Source organism: Streptomyces sp. NPDC056061 (genome assembly GCF_042266885.1).
Lineage (GTDB): Bacteria > Actinomycetota > Actinomycetes > Streptomycetales > Streptomycetaceae > Streptomyces.
In genome coordinates, this window is record NZ_JBHJWQ010000013.1 from 37,120 (window position 1) to 56,012 (window position 18,893).

Here is an 18,893-nt window from a genome sequence, read left to right on the forward strand (position 1 = left end):
GTACACCATGCGGGCCCGCGACGGTCAATTGACGTCCGCTGTCCGGTCGGAGCGTGCGGAGGCGCGCACGTCGCCGCCACGCACCGTGTTCGCCGCCGCATGGAGCTCCTGGGGCCGAACCCCACCGAACGATGCCACGAGATGACCGTCCGGCCTGATCAGCAGCACGGTGTGGGCCGACGCCCCCGGATAGCCCTCCGTCACCAGCAGTTCGCTGCTCACCGGTAGCGCCTCGACGGCCTCGGCGAGGCGCGGCATGACGCCCGCGGTCTTCCAGTGACGCCGGTCCCACACCCCTGTTCCCGGCGCCACCAGGACCACCAGGAGGTGCCCCAGCCCCAGTCGTTCACGCAGCCGCACCGTGGTGCCGTCGGGGGCGGTGACCCGTACGTCGGCGACCGGCGTACCGGGGGGCGTACCGACGGACGTGTGCGCCTCGGCGCGTGGGGGCGCAAGGGGCGAGTGTGCGTAGGAGGGGGGCGCACCGAGCGGGCCATGGCCCAGATGGCCATCGGCGAGGAGCGCGTCGTGCCCCCGTGCGCTCCCCGGGAGCAGGGTCCGCAGGCCGCCCGAGCCGCGCAGTATCGGCAGCGACTGGTCCGCGGCGCGCAGCCGAGCGGCCACCGCGGCCCGCCGCTCCGCCTGGTAGCTGTCGAGCAGGACCTCCGAGGGACCGTGGTGCCAGACCTCGGCCAGCTTCCACGCGAGGTTCTCCGCGTCCCGCAGTCCCTCGTCGACGCCCTGGGTGCCCAGCGCGCCCAGCAGATGGGCGGCGTCCCCGGCCAGGAAGGCCCGGCCGGCCCGCCAGCTCAGCGCGAGCCGGTGGTGCAGCGTGTACACGCCGGTGTCCAGCAGTTCGTACGGCGGTGTCTCCCCGCACCAGCCCGCCAGGGTGTCCCGGATCCGGGTGATCAGGGCGTCCGGGGTGACGAGTTCGCCGCGCGGCGGCAGCAGCCAGTCCAGCCGCCAGGCGCCGTCCGGCAGCGGCCGTGCGGTCACCTCGTCGCCGCCACCGCGCCACGGCGGCAGCCGGTGCAGCACCGCCTGCCCCGGCCAGGGCAGTTCGGTGCGCAGGGCCGCGACCGCATGCCGCTCCACCGCCGTCCGCCCGGGAAAGCGGATGTCGAGCAGCTTGCGCACCGTGGACCGGGCGCCGTCACAACCCACCAGGTAACTCCCGCGCCACCAGGTCGCGTTCGGCTCCCTGGTGTGCACCGTGACCCCGGCGGCGTCCTGCTCCAGCGTGTCGATCCGGCTGAACGGAACCACCCGCACCAGGTCCTGTGCCGCCACCGCGTCCCACAGACCGCGCGTCAGCGCGTGCTGCGGCAGATGGACGGGGGAGGGGGGCAGCGGATCTCCGTCGCGGGAGCCCTCACCGAGCACACCGAGCGGCAGTTCGCGGACGACCTGCCTGCGCCGGACGGACCGCCATCCGGACCACCGCGTCCCCTCGTGCCCGAGCGTCTTGCAGCCGAGCCGTTCCACCAGGTCGGCGGTGTCCTCGCGCAGTACCACGGTGCGGGCGGGGCGCGTCTCGTTCGTGGCCGGGTCCTCGTCGAGCACGACGCAGGGCACGCCCTGCGCGGCGAGGGCGAGCGACAGCGTCAGGCCGACCGGGCCCGCGCCGACGACGATCACCGGGTCCACGGGGCAGCTCCTCGGACCGGTGCGCACGGCGCGGACGAGGGCGACACGAAGGCGCGCCCCGGCATCGGGACGGGGCGTGGCGGAGGTGTGGCGGCGAAGGGGGCAGGGGGCGCGATCACAGAACGTATGCAACCCACTGCCGGTGCCTGCGTCAAGCGACACCGGAGGCGGTGAGGCAGTGATGGCGCATTCGTTGCCGCCCCACGGGGACGCGGAGCGACGGGCCGTCGCACCGCGCCGCCCACCATCATGACGAGCGCCGGCGCACCGATGTTCTCCGGTGCGCCCGGATGCGACCCCGGCGACCACCGGTGTTCGTCGCCGGGAGGCCCGTCGCCCGGCCCGGCCCCGGACGATGTCACGGCGGCGGCACCGAGGCCGTCGGCCCTCCCACCGTACGGGCGTCCGAACTCCCCGGCGTCCGACAGCCCTTCCGTGCCGCCGGGGACACGGGCCGGGACGGCGTGCCGGGCGAGGGCCGTGGCCGGAGCCGTCGCACGGGACGGCGATGGGGGAGAGCGGTGTCGATGTCACCGCTCTCCCCCATGCCCCGTGTTCCGAAGGCGCCCCCTCGCGCGGGACCACCGCTCTCAGTGACTGCCGGGACCCGCCGTACCGCCGTCCGCGTCCGGGCCGGCCGGACCGGAGTCGGCCGGAAGGAGCAGGGCCCCGCCCGGCGCGGCCGCCGCCGTCACCGCGACGCCGGTCCTGGCACGCCGCCCGCGCTTCTCGATCCACGTGGCGAGCGCCGAGAGCAGCAGGCACATGCCGACGTAGATGGCGCCGATGACGATGATGGTCGAGACGTACGGGTACTGGCCGTTCACCTGCGTGTTGGACGCGATCAGACGGGCGGTCTGAAGCAGCTCCGGGTACAGGATGATGAATCCCAGCGAGGTGTCCTTCAGGGTGACCACGAGCTGGCTGATGATGGTCGGCAGCATCGCCCTTACCGCCTGCGGCATGAGGACGGTGACCATCACCTGGGTCTTGCTCATGCCCAGGGCGTACGCGGCCTCGCGCTGGCCCCTGGGCACCGAGTTGATGCCGGCGCGCAGCACCTCGGCCTGGACGCAGCCGTTGTAGACGGACAGCCCGAGGGCCAGCGCCCACATCGAGTAGTCGGTGAGGAAGCCCACCCAGATCGCGTAGATGGTGATCAGCAGCGGGATCGAGCGGAACAGCTCGATGAACGCGGTGGCCAGCCAGCGGACCGGCTTGTGGTCCGAGAGGCGGCCCACGGCGAGGACCACACCGAGGATCAGCGACCCGACCGCGGCGAGGCCGAATGCCTTCAGCGTGGCGAGTACGGCGTCGGCGATGTTCTGCCGGATACCGGCGTAGTTGAAGATGTCCCACATCTCGGGGGCCAGATGCCCCTTGTCGGACAGCCGCACGACGCTGACCGCGAGCAGGGCCAGGATGGCCAGGGACCCGACGACCGCGTAGATCCGGTTGCGTACGACGGCCTTCGGGCCCGGTGTGTCATAGAGCACGCTGGCACTCATCGGGCGACCTCCATGCGACGTTCGACCATCCAGAACAGGCCGCTGATGGCAAAGGTGACGACCAGGTAGCCGAGGGCCACCCAGATGAAGACGGGGGTGATGGCGTAGCCCCGGTCGCTCATGAGCTTCTGCCAGCCGAACAGCTCCGTGACGCTGAAGGCACCCGCGATCGCCGAGTTCTTGGTGAGTGCGATGAAGATGCTGCTCAGCGGCGGGATGACGGTCCGTGTGGCCTGCGGCAGCACCACGATCCTCAGCGTCTGGGAGAACGTCATGCCGATGGAGCGGGCGGCCTCGGCCTGCCCCAGGGGAACGGTGCCGATGCCCGAGCGGACCGCTTCGCACACGAACGACGAGGTGTAGAAACCGAGCGCCAGCGAACCGAGCAGGAACGGGCTCATGCCGGGGAAGAGGATTTCGGGTACGACGAAGAAGGAGACCAGGAAGAGCAGTGTCAGCGGGGTGTTGCGCAGCAGTGTCACCCAGGCGGTGCCGAAGACCCGCAGCGGTGGCACCGGAGAGACCCTGAGACCGGCGATGAGGACACCGAGGACCAGCGCGATGACCGAGCTGACGACGGTGATCGACACGGTTCCTATGAAGCCGTCGCGGAATTCCGGGAAATTGTCGAGCAGTACATTCATGAGATCTCCGCGTCGGCTGTCAGCGGCATCGGGGCAGGGGGGAAGGGGCGCCCCGTACGCGTTCCGGAAGGCGGAACCGCGTACGGGACACGTCGGTCGGCTGCTCGGTCAGTAGCGCTCGACGGTGGGCGGAGCCACGTACTTCGAGCCGGACAGACCGAGGGTTGCGTCGTAGATCTTCTGGTACGTTCCGTCGCCGACGTGCTTCTCCAGGGAGCTGTTGATGGCGTCGCGCAGCACCTTGTCGCCCTTGTTGAGGCCCACGCCGTACGGCTCCTCCGTGAACGGCTTGCCGACGACCTTCAGCTTCTCGGGGTTCTGCGCGGCGTAGCCCTTGAGGATCGAGTCGTCCGTGGTGACCGCGTCGACCTGCTTGGTCAACAACTGCTGCACGCAGTCGGAGTACTTGGCGAGCTCGACGACCTTCGCGCCGTACTCGGGCTTCTTGATCTCTTGGAGCGGCGTGGAGCCGACGATGGAGCACACCTTCTTGTCCTTCACGGCGTCCTTGCCGGTGATGGAGGTGTCGTCCTTGCGCACGAGCAGGTCGGCGCCCGCCTTGTAGTACGGGCCGGCGAAGCCGACCTGCTTCTTGCGCTCGTCGTTGATCGTGTAGGTGCCGACGAAGTAGTCGACCTGCCCCTTCGAGATCGCGGTCTCACGGATGCCCGAGTCCACGGTCTTCCACTCGATCTGGTCCTTCGAGAAGCCGAGGTCGGCGGCGATCATCGTGGCGATCTCGATGTCGAAGCCGGAGCGCTCCTTCGTCGACTGGTCCTCGAACCCGAGGTAGGGCTGGTCGGCCTTGGCGCCGATGATCAGCTTGCCGCGCTTCTTCGCCTCCTTGAAGGTCGGCGAGTCCAGGTCGACGCCCGTCGCGACGGTGTACTTCGGCAACTCGGGTGCGCCCGAGGCGCCGGGCTTGGTCCCGGCGGGCTTGTCGCCGGCCGAGCCCTCCTTGCCACCGCAGGCGGTCGCGGTCAGGGTGAGCACGGCGATGGCCGCGACGGCGGCCGACTTGCGGAGATTCATGTGAACTTTCCTTATGCCGTAGGTCGTTGTCATCAGTGGTGAAGGATCTTCGAGAGGAAGTCCTTGGCCCGGTCGCTGCGCGGGTTGCTGAAGAACTGGTCGGGCGCGGCCTCTTCGACGATCTTTCCGTCCGCCATGAAGACGACCCGGTTCGCGGCCGAACGCGCGAAGCCCATCTCGTGCGTGACCACGACCATCGTCATGCCCTCGCGGGCGAGCTGCTGCATGACGTCCAGCACCTCGTTGATCATCTCCGGGTCGAGCGCGGAGGTCGGCTCGTCGAAGAGGATCACCTTGGGATCCATCGCCAACGCCCGTGCGATGGCCACGCGTTGCTGCTGACCGCCGGAGAGCTGGGCCGGGTACTTGTCGGCCTGCGTCGCGACACCCACCCGCTCCAGCAGCGAACGGGCCTTGTCCTCGGCGGCCTTCTTGTCCGTCTTGCGGACCTTTATCTGACCCAGCATCACATTTTCGAGCACCGTCTTGTGCGCGAAGAGATTGAACGACTGGAAAACCATCCCGACATCGGCACGCAGTCGTGCCAGCTCCCGGCCCTCCTGCGGCAGCGGCTTGCCGTCGATCGTGATGGCGCCCGAGTCGATCGTCTCCAAGCGGTTGATCGTGCGGCACAGCGTGGACTTCCCGGACCCGGAGGGTCCGATGACGACCACGACCTCGCCCCGGGCGATGGTCAGGTCGATGTCCTGGAGCACATGCAGCGCGCCGAAGTGCTTGTTGACGTTGCTCAGTACGACAAGGTCGTTCGCCGCGGCTGCGGCGTCCTCGGCGCCCTTGGTCACTGAAACTCCGCTCATCGGCTTCTTGCTCCGTCCTCCTCGGTTGGGAAGGACCATAGGGGCCGGTGCGACCAGCGTCATCACATCTGAGCGAGAATTGAGGATAACGATCCGGTGGCATCCGGACACTCCCCGTGAGCGGGGGTGCGGATGCGGCATCCCGGGCGTACCGGGTGGATAACGGATGGCTGGATGCGACCGGTGAACCCTTGACGGACACACCGCCCATCGGAGTGGATGCCCTGGTACGCCATGACGTGAAACACCTCCGTACGGGAAAGTGACGAGAGGTGCACGGAACCGGCACCGACACACAGCACGCACGCCGCGCGGCATCCTTCGCGCGGCGCGTGGCACCGCACCGACGACGGAAGGGAGTCGCATGAGACTGTTGCTCGTCGAGGACGACAACCACGTCGCGGCCGCCCTCTCCGCGATCCTCGCCCGGCACGGCTTCCGGGTCGTGCACGCGCGCACGGGCGAGGAGGCGCTCCACGCGCTGCTGCCCGCGGACACGGAACCCTTCGGCGTCGTGCTCCTCGACCTCGGGCTGCCCGACCAGGACGGCTACGAGGTCTGCGGCAAGATCCGCAAGCGCACCTCCACGCCGGTGATCATGGTGACCGCCCGCGCCGACGTCCGGTCGCGGATCCACGGCCTCAACCTCGGCGCCGACGACTACGTCGTCAAGCCCTACGACACCGGCGAACTCCTCGCCCGCATCCACGCCGTCAGCCGGCGCAACTCCACCGGCGAGGACACCGCGTCCACACCGGTCGCCGCGCTGCACCTCGGGCACGTCCGGATCGAGCTGCCCACCCGGCGGGTCAGCGTCGACGGCGCCGAAATCCAGCTCACCCGCAAGGAGTTCGATCTGCTCGCGCTGCTGGCCCAACGGCCGGGCGTGGTCTTCCGCCGGGAGCAGATCATCAGCGAGGTGTGGCGCACGAGTTGGGAGGGCACCGGGCGGACCCTCGAAGTGCACGTCGCGTCCCTGCGTTCCAAGCTGAGGCTGCCCGCGCTGATCGAGACGGTGCGCGGCGTCGGCTACCGCCTCGTCGCCCCGACCGCGTAGAGGCGTACGTCCCAGGTGCGCACCCGGCTGCTTCCCCTGCTCATCGTGCTCATGGCGAGCGTGCTGCTCGCCCTCGGCTTCCCGCTGGCCGTGAGCGTGGCCAACGCCCAGCAGCAGCGCGTCGTCATCGACCGCATCGACGACGCGGCTCGGTTCGCCGCGCTGGCCCAGTTCGTCGCCGAGCGCGGCCCGGGGTACGACGAGCGGCGGCGCACCCTGCGCGGCGAACTCGACACCTACGCCTCGGTGTACGGCATCCGCGCCGGTGTCTTCTACCGCGACGACAGCGCCCTGGCCAAGGCGCCCACGGACTGGCAACTGCCCCTGGACGGGGAGGGGAGGGAGGCGTTCAAGGAGGCGCTCCTCGGCCGTCGCAGCCACGACCCGCCCCAGGTCTGGCCCTGGCAGCGGGGGAGGATCGTCATCGCCTCGCCCGTCGTACGGGACGGCGACGTCGTCGCCGTCGTGGTCATCGACTCGCCCACCTCCCAGATGCGCTCGCGCACCCTGAACGGCTGGCTGCTGATCGCCGCCGGCGAGGCGGTCGCCATGCTGGTGGCGGTCGGTGCCGCGATCAGACTCACCGGCTGGGTCCTGCTGCCGGTGCGGACCCTGGACGCGGCCACCCACGACATCGCCAGCGGCCGGATGAGATCGAGAGTGGCCGCTTCCGGCGGCCCGCCGGAACTCAGGCGCCTGGCCCGGTCGTTCAACGAGATGGCCGACAACGTGGAGAACGTGCTGGAACAGCAGCGCGCCTTCGTCGCGGACGCCTCGCACCAGTTGCGCAACCCGCTGGCCGCGCTGTTGCTGCGGATCGAGCTGCTCGCCCTCGAACTCCCCCAGGGGAACGAGGAGATCGCCTCCGTGCGCACCGAGGGCAAGCGCCTCGCGCAGGTCCTGGACGACCTGCTCGACCTGGCGCTCGCCGAACACACCGCGGCGGACCTGCGACTCACGGACATCGGCGCGCTCGCCGGGGAACGCGTCGCCTCCTGGCGCCCGGTCGCGGAGGAGAAGGGTGTACGGCTCGGCACCGACGGTGCGTCCGCCGTGACGGCCTGGGCGGACCCCATCGCGCTGTCCAGTGTTCTCGACGCCGTCATCGACAACGCCCTGAAATTCACCCCGGCCGGCGAAGAGGTCCTGGTCACGGTCGGTTCCGGAGCCGACGACGTCACGGTCGTCGTCGCCGACCGCGGCCCCGGCCTGACCGCGCAGGAGAGGGAGCGCGTCGGGGACCGGTTCTGGCGCAGCAACCAGCACCAGAACGTGAAGGGCTCGGGTCTCGGACTCTCCATCTCCCAGGCGCTCCTGGCCGCGGGCGGGGGGTCTCTCGGCTACGCCGCCAATGAGCCGCACGGGCTCCGGGTCACGGTGACGCTGCCGCGCGAGCGCCCGCAGGGCTGAGCGGGCGCGCGGGACGGCGGCGGACAGGAAGCGGCGAAGGCACGGATCACGGCTTCACCGAGCGGTAGTAGCGCTTGGCCCCCTCGTGCAGGGGCAGCGGATCGGTGTAGATGGCCGTGCGCAGATCCACCAGCTGGGCCGCGTGCACCTCGCGTCCGATGCGGTCCCGGCTGTCGATCACGGTCCGGGTGAACACCTCGGTCAGCGCCGGATCCGTGCGATCGGTGGTCACCAGCACATTGGCGATGGCCACCGTCGGCACCGCCTGCCCCTGCTGCACGGTCCGGTAGGCGTCCGCCGGCATCACCGCCGACCGGTAGTGACGGGCGGACCCGCCCGCCGACTGGAGCTCCTTGATCAGCTGGGCCTCCAGCGGCACGAGCCGGATCGGGAACCGGTCCGAGAGTTCCTGCACTGCCGAGGTGGGCAGCCCGCCGGACCAGAAGAACGCGTCCAGCCGATCACGCTCCAACTGCTTGGGCATGGTGTCGATGCCGTCGGGAATCGGCGTGATGCCGTGCACGGGATCGATACCGGCGGCCGTCAGGAGCCGGTCGGCCACCAGCCGTACGCCCGAGCCCGGCTGCCCCACCCCGACCCGTCTGCCGCGCAGGTCCGAGACCCGGCGGACCGGCGAGTCCCGGGGCACCACCAGCTGGATGTAGTCGTCGTACAACCGGACGCAGCCCCGCAGCCGGCCGGCCCCCGGGCCGCCCTCGCGCAGATAGGTGGCGAGGGCGTCGGCGGTGGCGATGGTGAAGTCCGCCTCGCCGGTCGCCACCCGCGCGATGTTCTGCTGCGACCCCTCGCTCGTCCGGAGCCGGATCGACACCTGCGGCAGGTCCTCGGCCAGATCGCCCCGCAGCCGCTCGCCGTAGCGCTGGTACACCCCGCTGCGCACCCCGGTGCTGAACGTCAGCGTGCCGCTCGGAGCCTGCCCTCCGAGCGGGAGCAGCCACCACAGCAGCAGTCCGAGCACGACGACGAGGGCGGCGCACACCTGGAAGGAACGCCGACGGCCGACGCGGGACAGTGCCTGGAGCATGGCGGCGATCCTGCCAGCCGTTCGGGGCGATGACCAGGGCCGGAACCTCCGGCGCCGGAGGCACTCCCGGGACCGCCTACCCTTGAGGGATGACCAGCAGCAGCGACCGGAGCCTCGCAGTGGACGTTCAGGGAACCAAAAGCTACGAAATCCGCACCTACGGGTGCCAGATGAACGTCCACGACTCCGAGCGGCTGTCCGGACTGCTGGAGGACGCCGGGTACGTGCGCGCCGCGGAGGGCTCCGACGGCGACGCCGACGTCGTCGTCTTCAATACCTGCGCGGTGCGGGAGAACGCCGACAACAAGCTCTACGGCAACCTCGGCCGGCTCGCCCCGATGAAGACCCGGCGCCCCGGCATGCAGATCGCCGTCGGCGGCTGCCTGGCCCAGAAGGACCGCGCCACCATCGTCGAACGGGCCCCCTGGGTGGACGTCGTCTTCGGCACGCACAACATCGGCAAGCTGCCGGTGCTGCTGGAGCGCGCCCGCGTCCAGGCGGAGGCCCAGATCGAGATCGCCGAATCGCTGGAGGCGTTCCCCTCCACCCTCCCCACCCGGCGCGAGTCCGCCTACGCGGCCTGGGTCTCCATCTCCGTCGGCTGCAACAACACCTGCACCTTCTGCATCGTCCCGGCGCTGCGCGGCAAGGAGAAGGACCGCCGCACCGGCGACATCCTCGCCGAGATCGAGGCACTGGTCGCCGAGGGCGTCTCGGAGATCACCCTGCTCGGCCAGAACGTGAACGCGTACGGCTCCGACATCGGCGACCGGGAGGCGTTCTCCAAGCTGCTGCGCGCCTGCGGGGCGATCGACGGCCTGGAGCGGGTCCGCTTCACCTCGCCGCACCCCCGCGACTTCACCGACGACGTGATCGCGGCCATGGCCGAGACACCCAATGTGATGCCGCAGCTGCACATGCCGCTGCAGTCGGGTTCGGACACGGTCCTCAGGGCCATGCGGCGCTCGTACCGTCAGGAGCGGTTCCTCGGCATCATCGAGAAGGTGCGCGCCGCCATGCCGGACGCCGCCATCTCCACCGACATCATCGTGGGCTTCCCCGGCGAGACCGAGGAGGACTTCGAGCAGACCCTGCACGTGGTCCGCGAGGCGCGCTTCGCCAACGCCTTCACCTTCCAGTACTCCAAGCGCCCCGGCACCCCGGCCGCCGAGATGGAGGGGCAGATCCCCAAGGAGGTCGTCCAGGAGCGGTACATGCGTCTGTCCGCCCTCCAGGAGGAAATCTCCTGGGAGGAGAACAAGAAGCAGGTCGGCCGGACGCTGGAGGTCATGGTCGCGGAGGGCGAGGGCCGCAAGGACGGAGCCACCCACCGCCTCTCCGGCCGCGCCCCCGACAACCGCCTGGTCCACTTCACCAAGCCGGACGAGGAGGTACGCCCGGGCGACGTGGTGACCGTGGAGATCACCTACGCGGCCCCGCACCACCTGCTCGCCGAGGGTCCCGCCGCCCGCGTGCGGCGGACCCGGGCCGGCGACGCCTGGGAGAAGCGCAACGCAACCGAGGCGGCCAAGCCGGCCGGGGTGATGCTGGGGCTGCCCGGCATCGGTGCCCCCGCGCCGCTGCCCGCCGCCGCGGCTCCTGGCTGCGGCTGCGACTGAGCGTCCGTCGGGCGGCCTCCGCGCGGGCGGTCACGCCCGGTCGGAGGCCGCCCGACGGGTTCCGAGGTCGAGGGCGTCGGACCGGTCGGCCACGACCGCCCCGGTCCACCCGCCGGGCGGCAGCGGCCGTCCGGCGCCGTGCACCCACGCAGTACGCTGCCCACCATGCTTGTCGCCGCCGCAGTCTGCCCCTGTCCCCCTCTGCTGGTGCCCGAGGTCGCCGCAGGTGCCGCGCCCGAGCTCGACGGGCTGCGTGACGCCTGCGCCACGGCCCTGGAGGAACTCGCCGCCGCACGGCCCGACCTGCTGATCGTCGTCGGGCCCGCGGCCCACGCCGGCCGCGGGCCGCACCCCGAGGGAGCCACAGCCACCTTCGCGGGCTTCGGCGTCGACCTCGGCGTACGGCTCGGGCGCGCGCAGCAGCCGCCCGCCGAACGTCCGCTTCCGCCGTCCCTGGCCGTCGGCGCCTGGCTGCTCGCCCGGGCCGACCGGACCGACGTGCCGGTCGAGGGCCTCGGCGTGGGAGAACCGCTCGAAACGGAACACTGCGTGAGCACCGGCCGCGACCTGGCCGCGCGGGCGGACCGGGTCGCGCTGCTGGTGATGGGCGACGGCAGCGCCTGCCGCACGCTCAAGGCCCCCGGCTATCTGGACGAACGCGCCGAGGCATTCGACGCCGCGGCCGCCCGCGCCCTCGGCGCCGCCGATCCCGCCGCGCTGATCGCGCTGGACGCGTCACTGGCGTACCGGCTCAAGGCGGCGGGCCGGGCACCGTGGCAGGTGCTCGCGGGGGCGGCCGAAGGTGCCGGCCTGCGCGGCCGACTGCTCCACGAGGACGCCCCGTACGGCGTGGGCTATTTCGTCGCCGCCTGGTCCTGAGCGCGCCAGCCGGGGCTGCCCCGCCGGGGCAGCCCCGTCCGTGCGATGCCGCCCGGACCGCCTCCGTGGTACCGCACCGGGACGGCGGCGGCCGTGTCACCGCTCCGCCGCACGGCCGTCCGCCGACTCGTTCGCCTGATGGTCACGGAGCGGGCGGGGTGGTCGGCGGCGTACCGTCCTCCCGCTCGTGCGCACTCTCCTCGGGCTTGTGGGCCAGACGCTCGACCGCTTCCTTGGCCTTCCTCGTGCCGGAATCGATCTTGTCGCTGTACTTGTGCTTGGTCTTCTCGTCGACCGTCCGTGCCGCCTTGTCGAGACCCTGGTCGATCTTGCCCCCGTGCTGATGCGCGAGTTCGCCGACCTTGTCCTTGGCGGGACTCAGCTTGGCCTTCAACGTGTCCAGGAAGCCCATCGGGCACCTTCTCTGCTGGGGGACCATGGCCGGGTGTCCGGTCGGCCGGGCCACCGACGGTGTCACCGCGCGGCGACGCCACCGGATCGCAAACCATGCGAAACACCCGTATTCACCTATGAATTCTACTGGTGCGGGCAGGGATTCGCCGTTGGGAGCCGAGGGGCGACGGACGACCGTCCACGTAGGAGGGCGGGTACGGGGGCCGGTGCGGCCCGGCGATACGGACCGGGGCACCCCATGGGTTCGGGAACGGGGCGGGACGTTTGCGAGACTGAGGCGGTGAGAAGCTCAGCTCCCGCACCGCGGGTCATCACCGTCGTCGGTCCCACTGCCGCCGGAAAGTCCGATCTGGGAGTATTCCTGGCACAGCAGCTGAACGGCGAGGTGGTGAACGCCGACTCCATGCAGCTCTACCGCGGCATGGACATCGGCACCGCCAAACTGACACCCGACGAGCGCGGGAACGTTCCGCACCACCTCCTGGACATCTGGGACGTCACCGAGACCGCCAGCGTCGCCGAGTACCAGCGGCTGGCCCGGGCCGAGATCGACCGGCTGCTGGCAGCGGGCCGTACCCCGGTCCTGGTCGGCGGTTCGGGGCTCTACGTGAAGGGCGCCATCGACGCCCTTGAGTTCCCCGGCACCGACCCCGACGTGCGGACCAGGCTGGAGGCGGAGCTGGACGAGCGCGGTTCCGGGTTCCTGCACGCCCGTCTCGCCGCCGCCGACCCCGAGGCGGGCCGGGCCATCCTGCCGAGCAACGGCCGCCGGATCGTCCGGGCCCTCGAAGTCATCGAGATCACCGGCAAGCCCTTCACCGCCAACCTCCCGGGCAACGACGCGGTGTACGACACCGTGCAGATCGGCGTCGACGTGGCCCGTCCGGAGCTCGACGAACGCATCGCCCGGAGGGTCGACCGGATGTGGGAGGCCGGACTCGTCGCGGAGGTGCGCGCCCTGGAGGAACTCGGCCTGCGCGACGGACGCACCGCGTCCCGGGCACTCGGCTACCAACAGGTGCTGGCCGCGCTGGCCGGGGAGTGCACCGAGGACGAGGCGCGCGCCGAGACCGTCCGCGCCACCAAACGCTTCGCGCGTCGTCAGGACTCGTGGTTCCGCCGCGACCCCCGGGTCCACTGGCTGAGCGGTGCAGCGGAGCACCGCGGGGAACTCCCGGGGCAGGCGCAGGCGTTGGTCGAACGAGCGGTTACAGCCTGATCACGTGATGGCATCGGGAAGCCCCGCCCGTCATTTCGGTGCCCCGGAGCGTGCCATCATCGAGCATCGATCGATCAGTGGAGTCCGAGTTGGGAGGGCGCGTGGCGATGGAGGCCGGCCCTCGCGACACGGAAGACGACGCACCGGGCACGGGACACGAGCCGGGCCACCTGAGCCCCGACGGACCCGATGAGCTCGATGTGGCCCCGGAGGTCGAGGTCGAGCTGCGCCCCGCGAGGCGTCTGCGCATCTGGCAGCTCGCACCGATCGTCGCGCTCGCGGCCGTCGGCTCCCTGATGTTCGCCTTCCCCCTCGCCTTCGAGTTCGGCGGTGGCGACGGCGGCGCGGTCGTCGCCATGCTGGGGCTGCTCATCAGCGGCTGCGCCGCGGGCTGGGGCATGATGGCCGCCCGACGCGTCGGTCACACCTGGCCCGGGCTGCCGCAGCGGGGCACGGGCGAGCGGTCCGACTGGCGCGTGATCGCCCTTTACGTCGCCGTGTGCCTGGCACTGGTGGCGCTGGCCGTCTGGCGCGTGGACCGGCTGCGCCACTGACCGGCCCCGGCACGGCCCGGCCCCCTCCGGAGCCGTCCGGCCCCGTGCCCCGTGCGGACGGCCCCTCCGTCCCGTTCCGGCGGCGATCGCCCATCGGCCCGGTTTCGGCGGTTGTCGGTGCCGCCTCGTACAGTTGCCCTGTGAGCACCTCGCAGATCGCCTTCCTCAAGGGCCACGGCACCGAGAACGACTTCGTGATCGTTCCCGACCCGGACAACGCCCTGGACCTGCCCGCCACCCTCGTCGCCCGCCTGTGCGACCGCCGGGCCGGTGTCGGCGGGGACGGGCTGCTGCACGTCGTGCGGTCCGCCGCGCATCCCGAGGCACGGACCATGGCGGGCGAGGCCGAGTGGTTCATGGACTACCGCAACGCCGACGGCTCGATCGCCGAGATGTGCGGCAACGGCGTCCGCGTCTTCGCCCGCTACCTCCAGCGCGCCGGACACGCCGAGGAGGGCGACCTCGCCGTCGCGACCCGGGGCGGTGTGAAGCGGGTGCACCTCGCCAAGAACGGCGACATCACCGTCTCCATGGGGCGCGCGATCCTGCCCGAGGACGGCGTCACGGTCGATCTGGGCGGCCGCAGCTGGCCCGCCCGCAACGTGAACATGGGAAATCCGCACGCCGTCGCCTTCGTCGACGACCTGGCACACGCCGGAGACCTCCTGTCCGTACCGCCGTACAGCCCCGCGTCCGTGTACCCCGACGGCGTCAACATCGAGTTCGTCGTCGACCGCGGGCCGCGCCATGTGGCCATGCGCGTCCATGAGCGCGGCTCGGGCGAGACCCGCTCCTGCGGCACGGGTGCCTGTGCCGTGGCCGTCGCGACGGCCCGCAGGGACGGCACGGACCCGGCGCAGACCGGCACCCCGGTCACGTACACCGTCGACCTGCCCGGCGGCACCCTCGTCATCACCGAACAGCCGGACGGCGAGATCGAGATGACCGGTGCCGCCGTGATCGTCGCCGAGGGAGTCATCGATCCTGACTGGTCGGCCCCGCGCCCCTGACACCGCCCCCGGGGCCTCCGCGCGAAACGACCGGGCGGCTCCCGGCGCGCCGAAACGGAAGGGAGCACGACTTCGCTCGAATGGGTGATCCGTTTCACGCTGGGCGAGAGGGGGACTCCGCCACGTGGTGGGCTCGGTAGCATCAAGCACCGGCCCGGAGGCGCGACCGCACCTTTCCCTCGCCGGTCGACGTCGCCGGAGGTGCCCCATGAGCGCAGAGGCCGCCAAACCAGGTGTTCCCACCCGCAGGCGGGGCCGTCCCCGGATCGACCTCCGCAGGCTCGGCCGCGTCGCCCTGCTCGGGGCCGTCCCCCGTGACCGGCTGCCCGCCGCGATCGGCCATGTCGTCGAGGCGCACCGGGCCCGCCACCCGGACGCCGACCTCTCCCTGCTGCACCGCGCCTACGTGCTGGCCGAGTCCTCGCACCGCGGACAGATGCGCAAGAGCGGCGAGCCCTACATCACCCACCCGCTCGCAGTCACCCTGATCCTCGCCGAACTCGGCGCCGAGACCACGACCCTGACCGCCTCGCTCCTCCACGACACCGTGGAGGACACCGACGTGACGCTCGATCAGGTGCGGGAGCAGTTCGGCGAGGAGGTCGGCTACCTCGTCGACGGCGTCACGAAGCTGGAGAAGGTCGACTACGGCGCCGCGGCCGAACCCGAAACCTTCCGCAAGATGCTGGTCGCCACCGGCGACGACGTCCGGGTGATGTCGATCAAACTCGCCGACCGCCTGCACAACATGCGGACCCTCGGAGTGATGCGCCCGGAGAAGCAGGCGAGGATCGCCAAGGTCACCCGCGACGTGCTGATCCCGCTGGCCGAACGGCTCGGCGTCCAAGCCCTCAAGACCGAACTCGAGGACCTCGTCTTCGCGATCCTGCACCCCGAGGAGTACGAACGGACCCGCGCGCTGATCGCCGCCGCCGGCCCGGACCCGCTCGCAGGCATCGCCGAGAACGTCGCCGCGGTCCTGCGCGAGGCCGGCATCCCGGCCGACGTGCTCATCAGACCCCGCCACCACCTCTCCGTGCACCGGGTCCGGATCAAACGCGGCGAGTTGCGCGGCACCGACTTCGGGCGGCTCCTCGTCCTCGTCGGCGAGGACGCCGACTGCTATGCCGTGCTCGGCGAACTCCACACCTGCTTCACCCCGGTGATCTCCGAGTTCAAGGACTTCGTCGCCGCCCCCAAGTTCAACCTCTACCAGTCGCTGCACACCGCGGTCGTCGGCCCCGAGGGCGCCGTGGCGGAAGTCCTCATCCGCACGCACCGGATGCACCGGGTCGCCGAGGCGGGCGTCATCGCCCTCGGCAATCCGTACGCCGCGGACCACGGCTCCGCGGCCCAGGCCGCCGAACCCGCCGACGGCGAACGCGCCGACCCGACCCGGCCCGGCTGGCTCTCCAGACTCCTCCAGTGGCAGCAGTCGGCCCCGGACCCCGACACCTTCTGGACCACACTCCGCGCCGACCTCGCCGAGGACCGGGAGATCACCGTCTTCCGCACCGACGGCGGCACGCTCGGACTGCCCGCCGGGGCCAGTTGCGTCGACGCCGCCTACGCGCAGTACGGGGACGGGGCGCACGACTGCATCGGGGCCCGGGTCAACGGCCGACTGGCCACCCTGGGCACCGTGCTGAACGACGGTGACACGGTGCAGCCGCTGCTCGCCGAGGACGCCGGATCCGGTCCCTCGCCCGCCTGGCTCGACCATGCCCGGACCCCCGCCGCCCGCATCTCCATCACCGGCTGGCTGGACGCCCATCCGGAGGCCCTCCAGGGGCCGCACGGCAGTGGCCCCGCCGGGACCCGGCCCGAGCCGCAGCCCCAGGCCGACACCGCGGCCGGGGGCGACCACCGGCCCGGATCCGGCGCCACGAGTGCCGTGGCGGACCGGCCGGGAGCCGTGCGCCTGGCGGGCTGCTGCACCCCCGTACCCCCCGACGACATCACCGGATTCCTCGTCCGCGGCGGCGTGGTCACCGTGCACCGGCGGGAGTGCCCGGCAGCGGTCCGGATGCGGTCCACCGGCCGGGCACCGGTCGGTGTGAGCTGGGGCGAGGCGGCCGGGTGCCGGGTTACCCTGACCGCCGAATCATTCGGTCGCCCCGGGCTGCTCGCCGACCTCACCGAGGCGATCGCGACCGCGGGCGCGGCAGTCGTCTCCGCCACCGTCGAACCGCCGAGCGAGCAACGTGTCCGGCACACCTACACCCTGCAACTCCCCGACGCCGCCGGTCTGCCGGCACTGATGCGCGCCATGCGCGACGTGCCCGGGGTCTACGACGTGAACCGGGCCCGCCACCCCGCGGCGGCCCTCTGACCCCGGGAGCGGAGCACCATCCGCCGCAGCGGACTCGTTCGAGTGGTGCGGCGCGTGCCGCGCCCGCCCGGCCCCGAGTCGCTGGTAGCGGTAGTTCATGCCGTTCATCTCCCGCCGTCTGCGGGCCGCCCTGCTGGCCACCGCATCGGCCGCCCTCGTCGCCGCAGCCCTTCCGACACCCGTGCCGCTCGGCATCGGCGACCCGCTCTTTCCCCACCTCGGCAATCCCGGATACGACGTCCTCGCATACGACATCGGGCTGACCTACCACGGCAGCAACAGCGCACCGCTGGATGCCGTCACCACCATCGAGGCCCGGACCACCGAACCGCTGGACCGGATCAACCTGGACTTCACCCACGGCACCGTCCGCAGCGTCGAAGTCAACGGATTGCGGGCCGACTTCGCCACGGCGGACGAGGACCTGGTCGTCCGGCCGGTCGGCCGCCTCCCGGCCGGGGTGCCGCTGCGCATCACCGTCCACCACACCAGCGATCCGAGCGGCGACCGGGAGAGCGGAGGCTGGGTGCGCACCGCCGACGGCCTGGTCATGGCCAACCAGGCCGACGCCGCGCACCGCGTCTTCCCTGGCAACGACCACCCCGCCGACAAGGCGTACTTCACCTTCCGGATCACCGCGCCCAAGGACATCACCGTGGTCGCCAACGGCCTGCCCGTCGGCAAGGTCCGGCACGGAGCCGACACCACCTGGACGTACCGGACCCAACACCCCATGGCCACCGAACTGGCCCAGGTCGGCATCGGGACTTCCACCGTCCTCCACCGCACGGGACCGCACGGGCTGCCGGTGCGCGACGTGGTTCCGAGCGCCGACCGCGAGCTGCTGGAACCCTGGCTCGCGCGGACGCCCGGCCAACTCGCCTGGATGGAGGAGCAGGTCGGCCGCTACCCCTTCGGCAGGTACGGACTGCTCGTCGCCGACACCGATACCGGCTTCGAGCTGGAGACCCAGACGCTCTCGCTCTTCGAGCGGTCCCTGTTCGCCGGGAACAACTACCCCGCGTGGTACGTCGAATCGATCATGGTGCACGAACTCGCCCACCAGTGGTTCGGCGACAGCGTCTCCCCGCTCGGCTGGTCCGATCTCTGGCTCAACGAGGGGCACGCCACCTGGTACGAGGCCCGCTACGCGGAGGAGCACGGCGGCGAGTCGCTGGAGAGCCGGATGCACGACGCCTACGTCAGGTCCGACGGCTGGCGCGCCGTCGGCGGTCCGCCGGCCCGCCCCGACGCCCCAGCCCCCGGCCAGAAGCTCAGCCTGTTCCGGCCGGTGGTCTACGACGGCAGCGCACTGGTCCTGTACGCGCTGCGCCAGGAGATCGGCGCGAGCGCCTTCGACCGGCTGGAGCGGAGCTGGGTGAGGAAGCACCGGGACGCCAACGCGGACACCGAGGACTTCGTCCGGCTGGCGTCGCAGGTGGCGGGCCGTGACCTGACGCCGTTCCTCGACGGCTGGCTGTACGGCGCGAAGACCCCGCCAATGCCCGGGCGCCCCCGCTGGCACAGTGCGACACCGGCCGACCGGCGATAAACCCGGGTGACGTGTCCGACGGCGCATGCCACTATCGACGGGTCGCCACGGCGACCGGACCGGTGATTCCGCCCGATTCGTCAGGCGGGGAATCATCGTGAGAGGTCACACGTTGTGACTGATGTAACGGACTTCCATCGACGTAAGGAT

Annotated in this window: 16 protein-coding genes; 9 read left to right on the top strand and 7 right to left on the bottom strand. The window is 71.4% G+C overall.

Annotation, left to right across the window (positions count from 1 at the left end; genetic code table 11):
- Nucleotides 1-24: 24 nt before the first annotated feature.
- From ACFC79_RS19610 to ACFC79_RS19630, 5 genes are all read right to left on the bottom strand, one after another.
- Nucleotides 25-1,650 carry an FAD-dependent monooxygenase gene (locus ACFC79_RS19610; protein ID WP_376241735.1) on the bottom strand — a complete coding sequence of 542 codons (1,626 nt, stop codon included), beginning with the start codon at nucleotides 1,648-1,650 and terminating at the stop codon, nucleotides 25-27.
- 590 nt (nucleotides 1,651-2,240) lie between these two features.
- A complete protein-coding gene (locus tag ACFC79_RS19615) occupies nucleotides 2,241-3,158 on the bottom strand; it encodes an amino acid ABC transporter permease (RefSeq protein ID WP_376241737.1) in 918 nt (305 codons plus the stop codon).
- Nucleotides 3,155-3,802 (bottom strand): amino acid ABC transporter permease, encoded by a 648-nt coding sequence (locus tag ACFC79_RS19620; protein WP_376241739.1) that lies wholly within the window; start codon nucleotides 3,800-3,802, stop codon nucleotides 3,155-3,157. Before ACFC79_RS19620 ends, ACFC79_RS19615 begins: the two co-directional genes overlap by 4 nt.
- Nucleotides 3,803-3,910: 108 nt before the next feature.
- Nucleotides 3,911-4,834 (bottom strand): glutamate ABC transporter substrate-binding protein, encoded by a 924-nt coding sequence (locus tag ACFC79_RS19625; protein WP_376241741.1) that lies wholly within the window; start codon nucleotides 4,832-4,834, stop codon nucleotides 3,911-3,913.
- A 32-nt stretch (nucleotides 4,835-4,866) separates the two neighbouring features.
- A complete protein-coding gene (locus ACFC79_RS19630; RefSeq protein WP_376241743.1) occupies nucleotides 4,867-5,652 on the bottom strand; it encodes an amino acid ABC transporter ATP-binding protein in 786 nt (261 codons plus the stop codon).
- Nucleotides 5,653-6,016: 364 nt separating this feature from the next.
- On the opposite strand from ACFC79_RS19630, the gene ACFC79_RS19635 reads away from it, so the two are divergent.
- Both ACFC79_RS19635 and ACFC79_RS19640 read left to right on the top strand, forming a co-directional pair.
- Nucleotides 6,017-6,709: a response regulator transcription factor gene (locus ACFC79_RS19635; protein ID WP_376241745.1), complete on the top strand. Its 693-nt coding sequence runs from the start codon at nucleotides 6,017-6,019 to the stop codon at nucleotides 6,707-6,709.
- A gap of 15 nt (nucleotides 6,710-6,724) precedes the next feature.
- Nucleotides 6,725-8,119, top strand: a complete 1,395-nt coding sequence (locus ACFC79_RS19640) for a sensor histidine kinase (protein WP_376241746.1) — start codon at nucleotides 6,725-6,727, stop codon at nucleotides 8,117-8,119.
- A gap of 46 nt (nucleotides 8,120-8,165) precedes the next feature.
- On the opposite strand, the gene ACFC79_RS19645 is transcribed toward ACFC79_RS19640, so the two are convergent.
- Entirely contained in the window at nucleotides 8,166-9,164 is a 999-nt protein-coding gene (locus ACFC79_RS19645; protein ID WP_376241748.1) for a TAXI family TRAP transporter solute-binding subunit, read from the bottom strand.
- A gap of 89 nt (nucleotides 9,165-9,253) precedes the next feature.
- On the opposite strand from ACFC79_RS19645, the gene miaB reads away from it, so the two are divergent.
- Both miaB and ACFC79_RS19655 read left to right on the top strand, forming a co-directional pair.
- Nucleotides 9,254-10,783: a tRNA (N6-isopentenyl adenosine(37)-C2)-methylthiotransferase MiaB gene (miaB, locus tag ACFC79_RS19650; protein WP_376241750.1), complete on the top strand. Its 1,530-nt coding sequence runs from the start codon at nucleotides 9,254-9,256 to the stop codon at nucleotides 10,781-10,783.
- A gap of 165 nt (nucleotides 10,784-10,948) precedes the next feature.
- Entirely contained in the window at nucleotides 10,949-11,662 is a 714-nt protein-coding gene (locus tag ACFC79_RS19655) for a class III extradiol dioxygenase subunit B-like domain-containing protein (protein WP_376241752.1), read from the top strand.
- A 142-nt stretch (nucleotides 11,663-11,804) separates the two neighbouring features.
- Here the strand turns inward: ACFC79_RS19655 and ACFC79_RS19660 are convergent, their stop codons facing one another.
- On the bottom strand, nucleotides 11,805-12,074 hold the full coding sequence (locus tag ACFC79_RS19660; protein WP_376241754.1) for an antitoxin: 270 nt from the start codon (nucleotides 12,072-12,074) through the stop codon (nucleotides 11,805-11,807).
- Between the two features lie 282 nt (nucleotides 12,075-12,356).
- Between ACFC79_RS19660 and miaA the strand changes: the two genes are divergently transcribed.
- From miaA to ACFC79_RS19685, 5 genes are all read left to right on the top strand, one after another.
- A complete protein-coding gene (gene miaA / locus ACFC79_RS19665; RefSeq protein ID WP_376241756.1) occupies nucleotides 12,357-13,295 on the top strand; it encodes a tRNA (adenosine(37)-N6)-dimethylallyltransferase MiaA in 939 nt (312 codons plus the stop codon).
- Nucleotides 13,296-13,402: 107 nt separating this feature from the next.
- The gene (locus ACFC79_RS19670; protein ID WP_376241946.1) at nucleotides 13,403-13,849 is read left to right on the top strand and encodes a hypothetical protein; all 447 of its coding nucleotides are present in this window, start codon (nucleotides 13,403-13,405) and stop codon (nucleotides 13,847-13,849) included.
- Between the two features lie 140 nt (nucleotides 13,850-13,989).
- Nucleotides 13,990-14,859 carry a diaminopimelate epimerase gene (dapF, locus tag ACFC79_RS19675; protein ID WP_376241758.1) on the top strand — a complete coding sequence of 290 codons (870 nt, stop codon included), beginning with the start codon at nucleotides 13,990-13,992 and terminating at the stop codon, nucleotides 14,857-14,859.
- Between the two features lie 208 nt (nucleotides 14,860-15,067).
- On the top strand, nucleotides 15,068-17,191 hold the full coding sequence (locus tag ACFC79_RS19680) for a RelA/SpoT family protein (protein ID WP_376241760.1): 2,124 nt from the start codon (nucleotides 15,068-15,070) through the stop codon (nucleotides 17,189-17,191).
- Between the two features lie 97 nt (nucleotides 17,192-17,288).
- Nucleotides 17,289-18,743 carry a M1 family metallopeptidase gene (locus ACFC79_RS19685; protein WP_376241762.1) on the top strand — a complete coding sequence of 485 codons (1,455 nt, stop codon included), beginning with the start codon at nucleotides 17,289-17,291 and terminating at the stop codon, nucleotides 18,741-18,743.
- Nucleotides 18,744-18,893 lie beyond the last annotated feature (150 nt).

Excerpts from the sequence above, each read along its gene's own strand:
- ACFC79_RS19615 (WP_376241737.1), bottom strand. The coding sequence starts at position 3,158 with ATGAGTGCCAGCGTGCTCTATGACACACCGGGCCCGAAGGCCGTCGTA.
- ACFC79_RS19620 (WP_376241739.1), bottom strand. The coding sequence starts at position 3,802 with ATGAATGTACTGCTCGACAATTTCCCGGAATTCCGCGACGGCTTCATA.
- ACFC79_RS19625 (WP_376241741.1), bottom strand. The coding sequence starts at position 4,834 with ATGAATCTCCGCAAGTCGGCCGCCGTCGCGGCCATCGCCGTGCTCACC.
- ACFC79_RS19630 (WP_376241743.1), bottom strand. The coding sequence starts at position 5,652 with ATGAGCGGAGTTTCAGTGACCAAGGGCGCCGAGGACGCCGCAGCCGCG.
- ACFC79_RS19635 (WP_376241745.1), top strand. The coding sequence starts at position 6,017 with ATGAGACTGTTGCTCGTCGAGGACGACAACCACGTCGCGGCCGCCCTC.
- ACFC79_RS19645 (WP_376241748.1), bottom strand. The coding sequence starts at position 9,164 with ATGCTCCAGGCACTGTCCCGCGTCGGCCGTCGGCGTTCCTTCCAGGTG.
- miaB (WP_376241750.1), top strand. The coding sequence starts at position 9,254 with ATGACCAGCAGCAGCGACCGGAGCCTCGCAGTGGACGTTCAGGGAACC.
- ACFC79_RS19655 (WP_376241752.1), top strand. The coding sequence starts at position 10,949 with ATGCTTGTCGCCGCCGCAGTCTGCCCCTGTCCCCCTCTGCTGGTGCCC.
- ACFC79_RS19660 (WP_376241754.1), bottom strand. The coding sequence starts at position 12,074 with ATGGGCTTCCTGGACACGTTGAAGGCCAAGCTGAGTCCCGCCAAGGAC.
- ACFC79_RS19670 (WP_376241946.1), top strand. The coding sequence starts at position 13,403 with ATGGAGGCCGGCCCTCGCGACACGGAAGACGACGCACCGGGCACGGGA.
- ACFC79_RS19680 (WP_376241760.1), top strand. The coding sequence starts at position 15,068 with ATGAGCGCAGAGGCCGCCAAACCAGGTGTTCCCACCCGCAGGCGGGGC.
- ACFC79_RS19685 (WP_376241762.1), top strand. The coding sequence starts at position 17,289 with ATGCCGTTCATCTCCCGCCGTCTGCGGGCCGCCCTGCTGGCCACCGCA.